This window comes from Pseudothauera nasutitermitis (genome assembly GCF_004801295.1).
GTDB classification, from domain to species: Bacteria; Pseudomonadota; Gammaproteobacteria; order Burkholderiales; family Rhodocyclaceae; genus Pseudothauera; species Pseudothauera nasutitermitis.
This window is the reverse complement of sequence record NZ_SSOC01000002.1, coordinates 14,797-30,292: the sequence shown is the minus strand read 5'-3', so window position 1 is coordinate 30,292 and position 15,496 is coordinate 14,797. Positions and strand designations below refer to the sequence as shown.

The 15,496-nt window shown below is 67.8% G+C and carries 18 protein-coding genes; 6 read left to right on the top strand and 12 right to left on the bottom strand.

Features of this window, described 5'->3' with window-relative positions; genetic code table 11:
* The first annotated feature begins 10 nt into the window (after nucleotides 1–10).
* Complete coding sequence (locus E6C76_RS04270) at nucleotides 11–466, top strand: response regulator (RefSeq protein ID WP_136347030.1); 456 nt, start codon at nucleotides 11–13, stop codon at nucleotides 464–466.
* Here the strand turns inward: E6C76_RS04270 and E6C76_RS04265 are convergent.
* The 12 genes from E6C76_RS04265 to E6C76_RS04210 form a co-directional block, all read right to left on the bottom strand.
* The gene (locus E6C76_RS04265) at nucleotides 460–978 is read right to left on the bottom strand and encodes a glutathione peroxidase (RefSeq protein WP_136347029.1); all 519 of its coding nucleotides are present in this window, start codon (nucleotides 976–978) and stop codon (nucleotides 460–462) included. The genes E6C76_RS04270 and E6C76_RS04265 overlap by 7 nt on opposite strands.
* A gap of 51 nt (nucleotides 979–1,029) precedes the next feature.
* Nucleotides 1,030–1,224: a Fe-S cluster assembly protein IscX gene (iscX, locus tag E6C76_RS04260; protein ID WP_136347028.1), complete on the bottom strand. Its 195-nt coding sequence runs from the start codon at nucleotides 1,222–1,224 to the stop codon at nucleotides 1,030–1,032.
* Entirely contained in the window at nucleotides 1,224–1,565 is a 342-nt protein-coding gene (fdx, locus tag E6C76_RS04255; protein ID WP_136347027.1) for an ISC system 2Fe-2S type ferredoxin, read from the bottom strand. Before fdx ends, iscX begins: the two co-directional genes overlap by 1 nt.
* 13 nt (nucleotides 1,566–1,578) lie before the next feature.
* A complete protein-coding gene (hscA, locus tag E6C76_RS04250; protein WP_136347026.1) occupies nucleotides 1,579–3,447 on the bottom strand; it encodes a Fe-S protein assembly chaperone HscA in 1,869 nt (622 codons plus the stop codon).
* Complete coding sequence (hscB, locus tag E6C76_RS04245; protein ID WP_136347574.1) at nucleotides 3,447–3,980, bottom strand: Fe-S protein assembly co-chaperone HscB; 534 nt, start codon at nucleotides 3,978–3,980, stop codon at nucleotides 3,447–3,449. The genes hscA and hscB overlap by 1 nt, the downstream gene beginning before the upstream one ends.
* A gap of 31 nt (nucleotides 3,981–4,011) precedes the next feature.
* Complete coding sequence (gene iscA / locus E6C76_RS04240) at nucleotides 4,012–4,335, bottom strand: iron-sulfur cluster assembly protein IscA (RefSeq protein WP_136347025.1); 324 nt, start codon at nucleotides 4,333–4,335, stop codon at nucleotides 4,012–4,014.
* A gap of 17 nt (nucleotides 4,336–4,352) precedes the next feature.
* On the bottom strand, nucleotides 4,353–4,736 hold the full coding sequence (gene iscU / locus E6C76_RS04235) for a Fe-S cluster assembly scaffold IscU (protein ID WP_136347024.1): 384 nt from the start codon (nucleotides 4,734–4,736) through the stop codon (nucleotides 4,353–4,355).
* Between the two features lie 27 nt (nucleotides 4,737–4,763).
* Entirely contained in the window at nucleotides 4,764–5,975 is a 1,212-nt protein-coding gene (locus E6C76_RS04230) for an IscS subfamily cysteine desulfurase (RefSeq protein WP_136347023.1), read from the bottom strand.
* A 34-nt stretch (nucleotides 5,976–6,009) separates the two neighbouring features.
* A complete protein-coding gene (locus E6C76_RS04225) occupies nucleotides 6,010–7,158 on the bottom strand; it encodes a cysteine desulfurase family protein (protein WP_136347022.1) in 1,149 nt (382 codons plus the stop codon).
* A gap of 11 nt (nucleotides 7,159–7,169) precedes the next feature.
* A complete protein-coding gene (gene iscR, locus E6C76_RS04220) occupies nucleotides 7,170–7,655 on the bottom strand; it encodes a Fe-S cluster assembly transcriptional regulator IscR (protein ID WP_136347021.1) in 486 nt (161 codons plus the stop codon).
* Nucleotides 7,656–7,744: 89 nt separating this feature from the next.
* The gene (gene cysE, locus E6C76_RS04215) at nucleotides 7,745–8,500 is read right to left on the bottom strand and encodes a serine O-acetyltransferase (RefSeq protein WP_136347020.1); all 756 of its coding nucleotides are present in this window, start codon (nucleotides 8,498–8,500) and stop codon (nucleotides 7,745–7,747) included.
* Between the two features lie 46 nt (nucleotides 8,501–8,546).
* Nucleotides 8,547–9,275: an RNA methyltransferase gene (locus E6C76_RS04210; protein ID WP_136347019.1), complete on the bottom strand. Its 729-nt coding sequence runs from the start codon at nucleotides 9,273–9,275 to the stop codon at nucleotides 8,547–8,549.
* Nucleotides 9,276–9,352: 77 nt separating this feature from the next.
* Here E6C76_RS04210 and E6C76_RS04205 point away from each other — a divergent pair, with 77 nt between their 5' ends.
* The 5 genes from E6C76_RS04205 to E6C76_RS04185 all read left to right on the top strand — a co-directional run bounded on the left by E6C76_RS04205 (nucleotide 9,353) and on the right by E6C76_RS04185 (nucleotide 15,441).
* On the top strand, nucleotides 9,353–10,159 hold the full coding sequence (locus E6C76_RS04205) for an inositol monophosphatase family protein (protein WP_136347018.1): 807 nt from the start codon (nucleotides 9,353–9,355) through the stop codon (nucleotides 10,157–10,159).
* 169 nt (nucleotides 10,160–10,328) lie between these two features.
* On the top strand, nucleotides 10,329–10,850 hold the full coding sequence (locus tag E6C76_RS04200) for an RNA polymerase sigma factor (protein ID WP_211090110.1): 522 nt from the start codon (nucleotides 10,329–10,331) through the stop codon (nucleotides 10,848–10,850).
* Nucleotides 10,847–11,836 carry a FecR family protein gene (locus E6C76_RS04195; RefSeq protein WP_136347016.1) on the top strand — a complete coding sequence of 330 codons (990 nt, stop codon included), beginning with the start codon at nucleotides 10,847–10,849 and terminating at the stop codon, nucleotides 11,834–11,836. The genes E6C76_RS04200 and E6C76_RS04195 overlap by 4 nt, the downstream gene beginning before the upstream one ends.
* Before the next feature lie 155 nt (nucleotides 11,837–11,991).
* Nucleotides 11,992–14,436 (top strand): TonB-dependent siderophore receptor, encoded by a 2,445-nt coding sequence (locus E6C76_RS04190; protein WP_168734236.1) that lies wholly within the window; start codon nucleotides 11,992–11,994, stop codon nucleotides 14,434–14,436.
* A gap of 204 nt (nucleotides 14,437–14,640) precedes the next feature.
* Nucleotides 14,641–15,441 (top strand): amino acid ABC transporter substrate-binding protein, encoded by an 801-nt coding sequence (locus tag E6C76_RS04185; RefSeq protein ID WP_136347014.1) that lies wholly within the window; start codon nucleotides 14,641–14,643, stop codon nucleotides 15,439–15,441.
* Nucleotides 15,442–15,496 lie beyond the last annotated feature (55 nt).

Sequence of the window (15,496 nt, the reverse complement as noted above, 5' to 3'; positions counted from 1 at the left end):
GGAGCTTGCCATGGCCAACGAACGCCCCATCCTGCTGGTCGAGGACAACCCCGACGACGAAGCATTGACCCTGCGCGCGTTCGGCAAGAACCGCATCGCCAATCCCGTGGTGGTGGCGCGCGACGGCGTGGAGGCCATCGACTACCTGTTCGCCTCGGGAAGCCATGCGGGACGGGACGTTTCGGTGATGCCGGCGGTGATCCTGCTGGATCTCAAGCTGCCACGCATCGACGGCCTGGAGGTGCTGCGCCGCATCCGCGCCGACGAGCGCACCGCGCTGCTGCCGGTGGTGGTGCTCACCACCTCGCGCGAACTCCAGGACATCCGCGAAGCCTACCGCCTGGGGGCCAACAGCTACATCCGCAAGCCGGTGGATTTCGAACGCTTCATCCAGGCCGTCGGCCAGCTCGGCGTGTACTGGCTGTCGCTCAACGAGGCGGCGGACGCCTCCAGCGCGTCCTACTGAGCGGCGCTCCCCGCAATCGGCGCATCGAGCAGACGCTCGATCTCCCCGGCGATCGCCGCCGGGTCGGTGGCCGGCGCAAAACGCTCCACCACCCTGCCCTCGCGGTCCACCAGGAACTTGGTGAAGTTCCACTTGATCGCCTCGGTGCCCAGCACCCCCGGCGCCTCGGCGCGCAGGTGGCGGTACAGCGGATGGGCGGCCGGGCCATTCACCTCGATCTTCTCGCTTAGCGGAAAATCCACCGCGAAGCGCGTGCTGCAAAACTCGGCGATTTCCCCGGCGCTGCCCGGCTCCTGCGCGCCGAACTGGTTGCACGGAAAGCCGATTACCGTGAATCCACGCGCGGCGTAGCGCGCCTGCAAGGCTTGCAGGCCCTCGTACTGGGGAGTGAAACCGCAGCGGCTGGCCACATTCACCAGCAGCAGCACCTGCCCGCGGAAGCGCGACAAGGGCAAGGGCGAGCCGTCGAGCGCGCGCAGTTCGAAATCGAATACCGAAGTTTCCCCGCTCATCTCGAACCTCCTGTCAGGCCGCCGCAAGAAAGCCCCTGCCGCCGGGCCGTGTCACGCCACTTCGTCGATCCACGCCTGCTGGATGGCCTCCAGCACACGCTCGCCGCAATGCGCGGGATCGTCGTCGAATTCCGGCAGGGCGATCACCCAGTTCATCAGATCGACGAAGTTGATCTTCAACGGGTCGACTTCGGGATGGGCGTCGGCGAGCTGGAGAGCGATTTCCTGCACTTCGGTCCATTTCATCAGTGCTTGCCCTCCCGGGCCATGTTGATGGTATAGCGCGGAATCTCGACCACCAGGGGCGTGTCGCCGACGATGGCCTGGCAGGACAGGCGCGATTGCGGCTCCAGGCCCCAGGCCTTGTCGAGCAGATCGTCCTCTTCTTCCTCGGCCTCGTTGAGCGAGTCGAAGCCCTCGCGCACGATCACGTGGCAGGTCGTACACGCGCAGGACTGCTCACAGGCATGCTCGATGGCGATGCCGTTCTCCAGCAGGCTCTGGCAGATCGACTCGCCGGGGCGGGCTTCGAACACCGCGCCATCCGGGCACAGCTCGACGTGGGGCAGCACGATTACCTGGGTCATGATGCGTTATGGCTCACAGTTCGATTTCGTCAACTTTATGGCCCGCCAGCGCGGAGCGCACGCCGCGATCCATGCGCCGGGCGGCGAATTCATCGGTGGCGCGCGCCAGTGCGTCGATGCGCTGCTTGACCAGACGGTGGTCGGTGCCGTTGCGCGCCTCGCGCAGGGACTCGACCGCCTGGCCGACGGCGGCGCGCTCGGCGTCGTCGAGCAGATCGCCGTCCTTGGCCAGCGCCTGCGCAGTGGCTTCGAGCAGGCGGTCGGCCTCGACCTGCTGTTCGCGCAGCGCGCGCAGCAGCATGTCGTCGCCGGCGCGGTCCACGCCCTCGCGCAGCATGCCGGCGATTTCCTCGTCGGTCAGTCCGTAGGACGGCTTGACCAGCACGCTGGCCTCCACGCGCGAGGACATCTCGCGCGCCGACACCGACAGCAGGCCGTCGGCATCCACCTGGAAGGTCACGCGGATGCGCGCGGCGCCGGCGGCCATCGGCGGGATGCCGCGCAGCTCGAAGCGCGCCAGCGAACGGCAATCGGCCACCAGTTCGCGCTCGCCCTGCACCACGTGGAAGGCCATCGCGGTCTGGCCGTCCTTGAAGGTAGTGAATTCCTGCGCGCGCGCGATGGGCAGCGTGGAATTGCGCGGCACGATCTTCTCGGTCAGCCCGCCCATGGTCTCCAGGCCGAGCGACAGGGGAATCACGTCGAGCAGCAGCCAGTCGTCCTCGTCCTTGCGGTTGCCGGCCAGCGCGTTGGCCTGGATGGCGGCGCCCAGCGCGACCACCTTGTCGGGATCGAGATTGGTCAGCGGCTCCTGGCCGAAGAACTCCGCCACCGAACGCTGGATGCGCGGCATGCGCGTGGCGCCGCCGACCATCACCACGCCCTTGACGTCCTCGGGCGTCAGATCGGCATCGCGCAGCGCCTTGCGCATCGGCGCCAGGGTCTTCCTGACCAGGTGGGCAGTCATCTCCTCGAACTGCGCGCGGGTGATGGTGAGATTCACTTCCTCGCCGCTGCCCAGGCGCACGTGGATCGGCGCCTCCTCGCTGACGGTGAGCAGTTCCTTGGCCTCGCGCGCCTTCATCTGCAGGCGGCGGGCATCCTCGGAGGACGGCGGCTCGATGTCCGCCTGATCGAGGATCCAGCAGAACAGGCGGTGGTCGAAGTCGTCGCCGCCGAGCGCGGCGTCGCCATTGGTGGACAGCACCTCGAACACGCCGCGCGAAAGCTTGAGGATGGACAGGTCGAAGGTGCCGCCGCCCAGGTCGTACACCGCGTAGATGCCCTCGGAGGCATTGTCCAGCCCGTAGGCCACGGCCGCCGCGGTGGGTTCGTTGAGCAGGCGCAGCACATTCAGCCCGGCCAGCTTGGCGGCGTCCTTGGTGGCCTGGCGCTGCGCGTCGTCGAAATACGCCGGCACGGTGATCACCACCCCGGCCAGTTCGCCGCCCAGCGCGGCCTCGGCACGGTCGCGCAGCACCTTCAGCACCTCGGCGGACACCTCCACCGGGCTCTTGATGCCCTGCACCGTGCGCAGGCGCACCATGCCCGGCGCGTCGACGAAATCGTAGGGGCTGGATTCGACGTGGGTGACATCCTTCAGCCCGCGCCCCATGAAGCGCTTCACCGAGACGATGGTGTTGCGCGGATCGCTGACCTGCTCGGCGCGCGCCGTGCGGCCGACCACGATGCCGCCGTCGGCCAGGTAGCGCACCACCGAGGGCAGCATGGTGCGGCCCTCCTCGTCGGCTAGGCACACGGCGATGCCGTTGCGCACGCTGGCGACCAGCGAGTTGGTGGTGCCCAGGTCGATGCCCGCCGCCAGGCGGTGGCGGTGCGGTTCGGTGGACATGCCGGGTTCGGCGATCTGCAGCAAGGCCATCAGCTTTCCAGCGCCTCGAGGGCGTCGTCGATTTCTTCCTGGAGTTTCTCGATGAACATCATGCGGCGCACGCTCTCGGCGGCGGCGTCCAGATCGCCGCGCCGGTCGAAGGCCTCGGTGAGGCCGGCGAGCATCTCGCGGCCGTGATGCACCAGGCGCTGGCGCAGATGTTCCAGTTCGTCGGCTTCGCCGGCGGCGCGCGCCTCTTCCACCGCCTCGCGCCATTCCATCTGCTCCATGAGGAACGCCGGGGACATGGCGGTGTTGGTTTCCAGCCCGGCGTCCACGCCGGCCAGTTCGAGCAGGTAGATCGCCCGCGGCAGCGGCTTGCGCAGGGTGCGGAAGGCCTCGTTCACCCAGGTCGCCCACTGCATGGCGCGGCGCTGCTCGGCTTCCGGCAGATGCGCGTGGCGGTCGGGATGAACCTCGGCCTGCAGGTTGTGGAAGGCGCTTTCCAGCGCCGCGCCGTCCAGTTCGAAGCGGCGCGGCAGGCCGAACAGCGCGAAGTAGTCCTGCTGCGGGTCGATGCGCATCACGGGTCTTGCCTTTTCGCGTTCAACGCCCTCAGACGTTGAAGCTCTCGCCGCAGCCGCAGGCGTCCTTGACGTTGGGGTTGTTGAACTTGAAGCCCTCGTTCAGCCCCTCGCGCACGAAGTCCAGTTCGGTGCCGTCGATGTACGGCAGGCTCTTCGGGTCCACCACCACCTTCACGCCGTGGCTTTCGAACACCAGATCCTCGTCCTGCGTGTCGTCGACGAATTCCAGCTTGTAGGCCATGCCGGAGCAGCCGGAGGTGCGCACCCCCAGGCGGATGCCGTAGCCCTTGCCGCGTCTGTCGATGAAGCTGGCGACGTGCTTGGCGGCGTTTTCACTCAGCGTGACGCTCATCGGTACGTTCTCCCGGTTCAGGCTTCGTGCTTCTTCTTGTAGTCGGCCACCGCCGCCTTGATCGCGTCTTCCGCGAGGATGGAGCAGTGGATCTTCACCGGCGGCAGCGCCAGTTCCTCGGCGATCTCGGTATTCTTGATCTCCAGCGCCTGATTGATGGTCTTGCCCTTGACCCATTCGGTGACCAGCGACGACGAGGCGATCGCCGAGCCGCAGCCGTAGGTCTTGAACTTGGCGTCCTCGATCACGCCGTCCTTGCCGACCTTGATCTGCAGCTTCATCACGTCGCCACAGGCGGGCGCGCCGACCATGCCGGTGGCCACGCCTTCCTCGTCCTTGCCGAACGAGCCGACGTTGCGCGGGTTCTCGTAGTGGTCCAACACTTTTTCACTGTAAGCCATTTGCTCTTCTCCTGTTGCCCGCCGCGCTCAGTGCGCGGCCCACTGCACGGTGTCCAGATCGACGCCTTCCTGCACCATTTCCCACAGCGGGGAAAGCTCGCGCAGCTTGCCGATCTTGCTGCGCAGCAGTTCGACGGTGTAATCGATTTCCTCTTCGGTGGTGAAGCGGCCGATGGTGAAGCGGATCGAGCTGTGCGCCAGTTCGTCGTTGCGCCCCAGCGCGCGCAGCACATAGGACGGCTCCAGGCTCGCCGAGGTGCACGCGGAACCGCTGGACACGGCCACGTCCTTGATCGCCATGATCAGCGACTCGCCTTCCACGTAGGCGAAGGAAATGTTGAGATTGTGCGGTACGCGGTGCTCCAGGTCACCATTCACGTAGGTGGCCTCGATGCTGGTCAGGCCGTTCAGCAGCCGGTCGCGCAGCGCGCGGATGCGCACGTTCTCGGCCGCCATTTCCTCGCGCGCGATGCGGAAGGCCTCGCCCATGCCGACGATCTGGTGGGTGGCCAGCGTGCCCGAGCGCAGGCCGCGCTCGTGGCCGCCGCCGTGCATCTGCGCCTCCAGGCGCACACGCGGCTTGCGGCGCACGTACAGCGCGCCGATGCCCTTGGGGCCGTAGGTCTTGTGCGCAGAGAAGGACATCAGATCGACCTTCAGCGCACCCAGGTCGATATCCACCTTGCCGGTGGCCTGCGCCGCGTCCACGTGGAAGACGATGCCCTTCTCGCGGCAGATCTCGCCGATCTCGGCGATGGGTTGGATCACGCCGATCTCGTTGTTCACGAACATCACCGAGACCAGCACGGTGTCCGGGCGCAGCGCCGCGCGCAGCACGTCCAGGTCGATCAGGCCGTTTTCCTGCACGTCGAGGTAGGTGGCCTCGAAGCCCTCGCGCTCCAGTTCGCGGAAGGTATCGAGCACCGCCTTGTGTTCGGTCTTGACGGTGACGATGTGCTTGCCCTTGCCCTCGTAGAAGCGCGCGGCGCCCTTGATCGCCAGATTGTTCGATTCGGTGGCGCCGGAGGTCCAGATGATCTCCTTGGCGTCGGCGCCGACCAGCGCGGCGACCTGCGCACGCGCCTCCTCGACCGCCTTCTCGGCATCCCAGCCGTAGGCATGCGAGCGGCTGGCGGGGTTGCCGAACTGTTCGGTGAGCCACGGAATCATCTTCGCGGCCACGCGCGGGTCGACCGGCGTGGTGGCCGAATAGTCCAGGTAGATCGGAAACTTGAGCATTGCGATTCTCCGCAGGTCTTTTCTTGTTTGTCGTTCAGACCGCCATCGCGGTCAGGTTCTTCAATTCATCCACCAGGCGGCCCAAGGCCCCCAGAAAACCCCGTACGTCCTCGGCCGTGCTGTCGCGCCCCAGGCTCACGCGCACGGCGCCACGTGCCAGCACGGGCTCCACGCCCATCGCCAGCAGCACGCCGGAGGGGCGCGGGTCGGCGCTGGAGCAGGCGGAGCCGCTGGCGCAGGCGAAACCGGCGCGGTCCAGCCGGCCGACCAGGGTTTCGCCGTCGATGCCTTCCACAGCGAAGAACGAGGTATTCGGCAGGCGCGGCGCGCCGGCGGAAAACAGCTTGGCGCCATGCGCCGCCAGCCCGCGTTCGAGTTCGTCGCGCAGCGCCGCCAGGCGTTCGGCCTCCGCCGCGCCGCGCGCCAGCGCGCGCTCGCAGGCCACGCCGAAGCCGACGATGGCGGCGACGTTCTCGGTGCCCGAGCGCAGGCCGCGCTCCTGTCCGCCGCCGGCGATCAGCGGCGCCAGTTCCACGCGCTTGTCCAGCACCAGCGCGCCCGCGCCCAGCGGGCCGCCGATCTTGTGCGCGGAAACCGTCAGTCCATGCACGCCCAGCGTGCGGAAATCCACCGCCATCTTGCCCAGCGCCTGTACCGCGTCGGTGTGGAACAGCGCGCCCGCGGCACGCGCCTCGGCGGCCAGCGCGGCGACGTCCTGCAGCACGCCGGTTTCATTGTTGGCAAGCATCACCGACACCAGCGCGGGACGCCCGGCGAGCACCGCCCGCCAGTCCTCGGCGTCGATGCGGCCCTGGGCATCCACCGCAATCTCGCGCAGCGTCCAGCCCTGGCGCGCCAGTTGGCGGGCAGGCTCGCGCACGCAGGGGTGCTCGATGGCGCTCACCGCGATCAGGGCGGGCTTCTTCAGCGCCGCGGCGCCCTTGACGAACAGGTTGTTGGCTTCCGAACCGCCGCTGGTGAACACCACCTCGGTGGCGTGCGCGCCGAGCGCGGCGGCCACCCGTGCGCGCGCCTCGTCGATCGCCGCGCGTGCCTGCCGGCCATACTCGTGACGGCTGGAAGCATTGCCGTAGCGCGCGTCCAGCCACGGCAGCATGGCCTCGCGCACCGCCGGATCGAGCGGTGTGGTGGCATTCCAGTCGAGGTAGGTCGGCGCGAACATGGCAGCGGTACTCAGGCGGAAACGGCCGCCTCGCGCAGGGCGACCATGGCGCGGCGGCGCACGTCGACGATGATGCTGACGTCCTCTTCCGGCTTCACCTCGCGGCGCACCAGCGCGGCCAGGGTCACCGAGGCCAGGTACTCGTACATGCGCTTGTTGAGGTTGGTCCACAGGTCGTGGGTCATACAGACGTGCTGGTCGTGGCAGTTCTGCTTGCCGCCGCACTGGGTGGCGTCGAGCGGCTCGTCCACGGCGACGATGATGTCGGCCACGGTGATGTCCTTCATGTCGCGCGCCAGGCGGTAGCCGCCGCCCGGTCCGCGCACGCTGCTCACCAGCTTGTAGCGGCGCAGCTTGCCGAACAGTTGTTCCAGATACGACAGGGAGATGTGCTGGCGTTCGGCGATGCCGGCCAGGGTGACCGGGCCGGTGGCCTGGCGCGAGGCCAGATCGATCATCGCCGTGACTGCGAATCGTCCTTTGGTGGTCAGTCTCATGATGGCTCCTCGCACAGATCAGCGTAATGGTCCGGGATCAATACCCGAATTTTTCACTCAACTATACGGTTCCCGACAAAATCGGTCAACTAATCCACCATCCTGGACAAGCGTGCCGGATCGCACTCGTCGGGGCAGTCCATCTCGCCATTGATGTTCACCCCGGCCGCCTGCATGCGCTCCACCAGCACCTGGAAACGCCGGTCCGTCTCCACCGCGTGATCGAGCAGGCCATGCAGGGCCTTGGAGAGCGGATCGTCCATGTCGCGGGTCACGCCGTAGGCGGAGAAGCCCATCTGCCCGGCCTTTTGCTCGCGCTCCGCATCCCGTTCCGGATCGAGCACGCGCGCCGGATTGCCCACCGCCGTGGCCCCCGCCGGCACCGGCTTGACGACCACCGCGTTGGAGCCGATCTTGGCCCCGTCGCCGACCAGGAAGCCGCCCAGCACCTTGGCGCCGGCGCCGACCACCACGCCCTTGCCGAGCGTGGGATGGCGCTTCTCGCCGCGATACAGCGAGGTACCCCCCAGGGTCACGCCCTGGTAGATGGTGCAATCGTCGCCGACCTCGGCGGTTTCGCCGATCACCACGCCCATGCCGTGGTCGATGAACACCCGGTGACCGATGCGCGCGCCGGGATGGATCTCGATGCCGGTCAGGAAGCGGCCGATGTGGCTGACGAAGCGCCCCAGCCAGTACAGCCGGCGCGTCCACGCAGCGTGCGCGAGGCGATGGAAGATCAGCGCATGCACGCCCGGGTAACAAGTGAACACCTCCCACGTGGAACGGGCTGCGGGATCGCGCTCGCGAACGCTGGCCAAGTCTTCACGCAGGTTCTGGAACATGGATGCTGCTCTCCTGATACGGGGTGCCGGTTTATATCCGACTATTTTAATCGGCCTTGCGCTCAAAGCTAGTCAGCAGGCCGCGCAGGATGCTGACCTCTTCCTTTTCCAGGCGCGCACGCCCGAACAAGCGGCGCAGGCGCGGCAGCAGGCGCTTGGGATGGGCCGGGTCGTGGAAACCGCTCTGCGTGCTGGCACGCTCCAGATGGGCGAAGAAACCCTCCACCTCGTCGTGGGTGGCCGGTTCCGGGCGTGGATCGACCGGCGCGGCCGGCGCCAGCGCGCCCATGCGCAGTTCGTAGCACAGCAGTTGCACCGCCGCGCCGAGGTTCAGCGAGGAATACTCGGGATTGGCCGGAATGCTCACCGGCATGCCGCACAGCGCCACTTCCTCGTTGGTCAGCCCGCTGGTCTCGTTGCCGAACACCAGGGCCACCTCGCCCTGCGCGGCCCATGCCAGCAGTTCGGCGGCGGCCTCGCGGGCGTGCAGGCGCGGCAGCGCGAGTTCGCGGCGGCGGGCGGTGACCGCCGCGCTCAGCACGGTGCCGGCCAGGGCCTCTTCGAGCGTGGAAACCACCTGCGCCCGGTCGAGCACGTCCAGCGCGCCCGAGGCGCGCGCCCAGGCTTCGCGGCTGGGATGTTCGCGCGGCTCCACCAGCCACAGGCGCGACAGGCCCATGGTCTTCATCGCCCGCGCGGCCGCGCCGATATTGCCGGGGTGCGAGGTGCGCGACAGCACGATGCGGACGCGGTCGAGCGCGGAGGCGCCGTTCATATTAAAATTCAACGTTTTTAGTTTTCACTTCTGCGGAAGCGCCGCTCCGGCGCTCCCTTCACGCGAGACCGACGCGCATGCATCCCACTCTGACCATCGCCGTAAAGGCCGCCCGCCGGGCCGCCAGCATCATCAACCGCGCTTCGCTGGATCTCGATCTGCTCAAGGTGCAGTCCAAGTCGCCCAACGACTTCGTCACCGAGGTGGACCGCGCGGCCGAGGCGGCGATCATCGAGGTGCTGCGCGACGCCTACCCGGAGCACGGCATTCTAGCAGAGGAGTCGGGCGAGTCCGGCGACACCGCCAACGCCGAATACCAGTGGATCATCGACCCGCTGGACGGCACCACCAACTTCATCCACGGCTTTCCGCAGTACGCCGTCTCCATCGCCCTGGCGAAGAAAGGCGTGCTGGAACAGGCGGTGATCTTCGACCCCAACCGCAACGAGCTGTTCACCGCCACCAAGGGCCGCGGCGCCTTCCTCAACGACCGGCGCATCCGCGTCTCCAAGCGCGTGCGGCTCAACGAGGCGCTGATCGGCACCGGCTTCCCGTTCAAGCAGCTCGAACACCTGGATGCCTACATCGCCACCTTCAAGGAACTCACCGGCAAGACCGCCGGCATCCGCCGCCCGGGCGCGGCCTCGCTGGATCTGGCCTGGCTGGCCTGCGGGCGCATCGACGGGTTCTGGGAAATGGGCCTGGCGCCGTGGGACATGGCCGCCGGCGTGCTGCTGATCCAGGAGGCCGGCGGACTGGTCTCCGACCTGGCCGGCGAATCCGACTACCTGACCACCGGCAACCTGGTCGCGGGCAGTCCGAAGATCTTCGCCCAGATCCTGCCCATCGTGCAGGCTTGGCGGCCGGCCTCCGTGCAGGCCTGAGGCTGCACGAGCGCGAATGCGAAGACCCGGCTGCGGCCGGGTTCTTTTTTGCATGACGGCGATCCGCCTCCTTCCCCCATGGCATTCGACGGCCGCCGTGGTTTGTGAAAGAATGAGAACAATTCTCTTTCACATAATCGCCGCGCGCTCGAACGTCGCCGATCCATCCGTGCCCTCCCGCTACGATCAAGACCTGCTCATCTTTTGCCGCCGGCTCGTCAAGGACAAGGAAACCGCAGCGGAGATCGCCCAGGAAAGCTACGCGCGCGCCCTTGCCGCCCCGCAGCCGATCGAGAAGCTGGGCGCCTTCCTGCGCGGCGTGGCGCGCAACATCGCCAACGACCTGTGGCGCAGGGAACAGCTGACCCGCTCGATCTTTGCCGATCCGCACAAGGCCTGCAGCGAAGAGGGCGAAGCCGCCGGCAGAGAAGCCGCCGCGCCGGCGCACTGGCAGCCCGAGGAGCGTGCCGAGGCCCGTCAGCGCCTGGCACGCCTGCGTCAGGCGCTCGATTCCATGCCGGAACGCCAGCGCGAGGCCTTTCTGCTGTACAAGTTCGAGGAGCTGCCGCACACCGAGATCGCCGCCCGCATGGGCATTTCCGTGCGCATGGTGGAAAAGCACGTGCGCCTGGGCCTGCTGCACTGCAAGCGCAGCCTGCAGGACGCACCGGATGGTTCCCGCCGGCCATGAACACTTCCCGCTCCTTCTCCGAACAGGAAGCCGCCAGCGCGGTGGAGGCCGCCGCGCTCGACTGGTTCTTCCGCCGGCGTGACGGCTCACTCGACGCCGCCGGGGAAGCCGAGTTTCAAGCCTGGCTGCGCGCGGCTCCGGAGCATGCGCGGGAGTACGAACAGTTCACCCTGGCCTGGGGAGAACTCGACGCCCTGCCCGAGGCCGCCCGCAGCGCCGCCGTGAAGCCCAGACCGGCCGCGGCGCGCGGCATCGCCTGGCTGCCACGCGCCGCGCTGGCCAGCTGCGCGTTGCTGCTGCTCTGCTGGACGGTGTACCGCTACCTGCCGGTGGAACACCACATCCTGCAGGCGGACGCCGGTGCGCAAAGCCTGACGCTGAGCGACGGCACGCGCATCGACGCGGGGCCGCGCACCCGCCTGAGCGTGCGCTACACGCTGGCCCGGCGCGACGTGGTGCTGGAGCATGGCGAAGCCTTCTTCGACATCGGCGCGGACCGCCGCCGCTTCACCCTGCACAGCACCGCGAGCCGCGTGCGCGACATCGGCACCGAGTTCAACGTGGTCGCGCTGGAGGACTACCTGCGCGTGAGCGTCAAGAGCGGCGCCGTGCTGCTCACCCCGGATGCCAGGCAGGCGCACATGGAATGGCAACTGGCCCCCGGCGACAGCGCCACCATCATGCGCGACGGCAGGCAGGTCGGCCGCACCGAAATCGCCCACAACACGCCGGCCGAGGTCGGCGCCTGGCAGCAGGATCTGCTCATCCTGCAGGCCGACACCCTGGCCTATGCGGCGGCCTATCTGAGCCACTACCGCGGCGCGCCGGTGCGCGTGGTGCATCCCGGCGCCGCCGCGCTGCGCCTGTCCGGCACCGTGGATCTGCGCCAGCCGGACGCCTTCCTCGCGGCGCTGCCCACCCTGCTGCCGCAGACCGTCGTCACCCCGCAGCCGGACGGCAGCGTCTTCATCGCCCTGCGGCACTGATTCCCGCCCCGATGGCGCACGGCGCCTCGGCGGGCGACGTACGGAATTTCAATTCCGATCGATAGAAAAATTCTCATTCAAGGTTCGGGTTGCGCGCCCTGCTTCGTCAAGACCGGTAGATGCCCCGTTTATCCATCTATCGACAGGAGTACCCCATGGCTCGATCCGTTTGCCGGCAATCCGCCCGGGCACCGTTCAAACCCGTGCTGCTGGCATTGGCCATCGCCGCGCTCTGCCCCGCCCAGCCCGCCCACGCGCAGACCGGCGGCACGCAGCAGCAAGCGCGCTTCGATTTCCGCATCCCCGCCGGCACCTTGGCCGGCACCCTGACCCGCATCGGCCAGCAAAGCGGGCAGCAGATTCTGTTCGATCCGGACGCGGTCGGCGGACGCCAGGCGCCGGAGCTCAGCGGCAACCTGAGCGTACGAGAGGCGCTGGAGCGCGTCCTGGCCGGCAGCGGCCTGCTCATCACGCCGGCCGGCAACGGTTTCGTGGTGCGGAAACCCGCCGGCGGCGCCAGCCAGACCATGCGGGAAGTCTCCGTCACCGCCCGCGTGGAACGCGCCGCCACCACCGAGGGCAGCGGCAGCTACACCACCGCCGAAACCTCCACCGCGACCAAGCTGCCGCTCTCGCTGCGCGAAACCCCTCAGTCGGCCACCGTCATCACACGCCAGCGCATGGACGACCAGGCCATGACTTCCATCATGGACGTGGTGCAGGCCGCCCCCGGCCTCTACCTGGCCGGCAGCGACGGCCCCGGCCGGCCCGCGATCCGCGCGCGCGGCTTCTACGCCGACGTGATGTACGAAGGTTTCTCCAGCGAGTTTTCCTCCTACATCCCCAGCTCCCAGGCCAACATGGCGCTGTACGACCGCGTGGAGATCGTGCGTGGCGCGGCCGGCCTGGCGCAGGGCCGGGGCAACCCCTCGGCGGCGATCAACCTGATCCACAAGCGCCCGACCCGCGAGTTCCAGGGTTCGGTGACCCTGAGCGCCGGCAGTTGGGACGACTACGGCGCCATGGTGGACCTCGGCGGCCCGCTCAACGAGGCCGGCAGCCTGCGCGGCCGCGTGGTGGCCGCCCGGCAGGACGCCAAGACCTTCCGCGACGTGGAGCGGCATGACCACGACCTGTTCTACGGCGTGATCGAGGCCGACCTGGGCCCCGACACCCTGCTGACCCTGGGCGCGCACCGCCAGAAGGACTTCACCAACAACTGGTGGGGCGGGCTGCCGATCTCGGTCACCGGCCAGCATCTCGGCCTGTCGCGCTCCACCTTCCCCGGCAACGACTGGGAGCACTCCGACAGTGCCGTCGACACGATCTTCAGTGTGCTCGAACACCGCCTGGCGGGCGACTGGCAACTGCGCCTGTCCACCCTGCACAGCGACCGCGACCTGGACCTGCTGGGCACCTACCTGTACCGCGAAACGGACACCACGTTCCGCCACAGCGTGTGGGGCGGCGCGTACAACTACAAATCGGCGAACTACGAAGCCTCGGCCAGCGGCACCTACAAGCTGCTCGGCCGCCGCCACGAACTGGCCTTCGGCGCCATCAGCCAGTCGCTCACCACCAAGACCTACAACCGTTCCTGGCAGCCTTCGCCGTTCAACACCGGCGTGGACATCACCACCTGGGACCCGCGCAGCACCACGCGCCCGACGGCCACGCGCACCGGCACCAGCGAGAACGTCAACCGCCAGGACAGCTTCTACGCCACCACCCGCCTGCATCTGAGCGATCCGCTCAAGCTGCTGCTGGGCCTGCGCGCGGACTGGTACGAGTACGACAACCGCACGGGGACCGGCAGCTACAAGGTCAACCGCAACCTCACCCACTACGCCGGCCTGACCTACGATCTGGACCAGCGGCACACCGCCTACGCCAGCTACACCGACATCTTCACGCCGCAATCGGCCAAGGACGTCAGCGGCAAGGTCATCGAGCCCATCGTCGGCAAAAACTACGAAGTCGGCCTCAAGGGCGAATACTTCGACGGCGCGCTGAACGCCAGCGTTGCGCTGTTCCAGATCGATCAGACCAACCGCGCCCGCGTGCTCGACGACCAGAGCACATGCCCGACCTTCCCGGCTTCTTCTTGCTACGAAGCGTCCGGCCTGGTGCGCAGCAAGGGCATCGATCTGGAAATCCAGGGCGCGCTCACCCCCAACTGGCAGGTCGGCGCGGGGCTGACCTGGTCCCACGCCAAGTACGTGCGCGACGCCGACGCCACGCTCATCGGCAAGACCTTCTACACCGCCGCGCCGCGCCAGCAGTTCAAGCTCAGCACGCTTTACAGGCTGCAAGGCGCATGGCAAGGCTGGCGCGTGGGCGGCAGCCTGTACCAGCAAAGCCGCTTCTACTCCGAAGGCACGACCAACGGCGTGAACTGGCGCAACCAGCAGGGCAGCTACACCGTCACCGATCTGCTGATCGGCTGGCAGCCGATGAAGGACCTGGACCTGCAGCTCAACGTCACCAACCTGTTCGACCGTACCTACTACCGGGCGGTGGCCTACAGCACCTTGTGGGGCCCGCAGGACATCTACGGTGAACCGCGCAAGTTCAAGCTGACCGCCAAGTACAGCTTCTGAGCGCCGCGCCGCCGGCACGGCACGGGTCCGCCGCCCGTACCGTTTGCGCATGCCAGCCGGCGCGGCAAACTTGCTCCACCCGCGCTTCAAGCGGACAATCACGCCCGCGCCACCGCGCCGGCTCCGGCCGAACGGTGGCGCGTGCGCTTGAAAGGCCCGCCGATCCGGCGCCATCACCCGTCCATCATCAGGTAAATCGGAACCATGAAGAAATCTGTCGCGCTCACCCTCCTGTCCCTGACCGCGGGTCTGCTGCTGTCCGCCTGCGGCAACAACGAACAACCCGCCACCGAAGCTGCCAGCCAGCCGGCCGCAGCCAGGAAAGTGGTGGTCGGCCTGGATGACAACTTCCCGCCCATGGGCTTCCGCGACGAACAGAACAAACTGGTCGGCTTCGACATCGACCTGGCCCGCGAGGCCGCCACCCGTTTGGGCGTCGATGTCGAATTCCGCCCCATCGAGTGGAGCGCCAAGGAAGCCGAACTGAACAGCGGGCGCATCGACGTGCTGTGGAACGGCCTGACCATCACCGAGGAGCGCAAGCAGCACATCGGCTTCACCTCGCCCTACATGGAAAACCACCAGGCCATCGTGGTGGCCGCCAACTCGCCGATCAACACCAAGGCCGACCTGGCCGGCAAGGTGGTCGGCGTGCAGGAAGGCAGCAGCGCCGTGCAGGCCGTGGAGAAGGAAGCCGAAATCACCGCCGCGCTGAAGGAACTGAAGAAGTTCGGCGACAACGTGACCGCACTGATGGACCTGAGCGCCGGCCGTCTGGACGCCGTGGTGCTGGATGAAGTGGTGGGCCGCTACTACATCGCCAAGCGCGCCGACGAGTACCGCGTGCTGGAAGACCACTTCGGCGCCGAGGAGTACGGCGTGGGCACCGCCAAGGAAAACACAGAGCTGCTCGCCAAGCTGGAAGAGGCGCTCAACGCCATGAAGCAGGACGGCTCCGCCGCGCGCATCTCGGAACAGTGGTTCGGCAAGAACATCGTCAAGTAAGCCGTCCCCGCCAGGCAGTACGACGGCCCACTCCAGGGTGGGCCGTTTTTTTGTT

Coding starts and splice junctions, on each gene's coding strand:
- E6C76_RS04185 (WP_136347014.1), top strand. CDS start 14,641: ATGAAGAAATCTGTCGCGCTCACCCTCCTGTCCCTGACCGCGGGTCTG.
- cysE (WP_136347020.1), bottom strand. CDS start 8,500: ATGTTCCAGAACCTGCGTGAAGACTTGGCCAGCGTTCGCGAGCGCGAT.
- iscU (WP_136347024.1), bottom strand. CDS start 4,736: ATGGCTTACAGTGAAAAAGTGTTGGACCACTACGAGAACCCGCGCAAC.
- E6C76_RS04270 (WP_136347030.1), top strand. CDS start 11: ATGGCCAACGAACGCCCCATCCTGCTGGTCGAGGACAACCCCGACGAC.
- E6C76_RS04225 (WP_136347022.1), bottom strand. CDS start 7,158: ATGTTCGCGCCGACCTACCTCGACTGGAATGCCACCACACCGCTCGAT.
- E6C76_RS04210 (WP_136347019.1), bottom strand. CDS start 9,275: ATGAACGGCGCCTCCGCGCTCGACCGCGTCCGCATCGTGCTGTCGCGC.
- E6C76_RS04195 (WP_136347016.1), top strand. CDS start 10,847: ATGAACACTTCCCGCTCCTTCTCCGAACAGGAAGCCGCCAGCGCGGTG.
- iscR (WP_136347021.1), bottom strand. CDS start 7,655: ATGAGACTGACCACCAAAGGACGATTCGCAGTCACGGCGATGATCGAT.
- E6C76_RS04265 (WP_136347029.1), bottom strand. CDS start 978: ATGAGCGGGGAAACTTCGGTATTCGATTTCGAACTGCGCGCGCTCGAC.
- iscA (WP_136347025.1), bottom strand. CDS start 4,335: ATGAGCGTCACGCTGAGTGAAAACGCCGCCAAGCACGTCGCCAGCTTC.
- E6C76_RS04230 (WP_136347023.1), bottom strand. CDS start 5,975: ATGCTCAAGTTTCCGATCTACCTGGACTATTCGGCCACCACGCCGGTC.
- E6C76_RS04190 (WP_168734236.1), top strand. CDS start 11,992: ATGGCTCGATCCGTTTGCCGGCAATCCGCCCGGGCACCGTTCAAACCC.
- fdx (WP_136347027.1), bottom strand. CDS start 1,565: ATGACCCAGGTAATCGTGCTGCCCCACGTCGAGCTGTGCCCGGATGGC.
- hscA (WP_136347026.1), bottom strand. CDS start 3,447: ATGGCCTTGCTGCAGATCGCCGAACCCGGCATGTCCACCGAACCGCAC.
- iscX (WP_136347028.1), bottom strand. CDS start 1,224: ATGAAATGGACCGAAGTGCAGGAAATCGCTCTCCAGCTCGCCGACGCC.
- hscB (WP_136347574.1), bottom strand. CDS start 3,980: ATGCGCATCGACCCGCAGCAGGACTACTTCGCGCTGTTCGGCCTGCCG.
- E6C76_RS04205 (WP_136347018.1), top strand. CDS start 9,353: ATGCATCCCACTCTGACCATCGCCGTAAAGGCCGCCCGCCGGGCCGCC.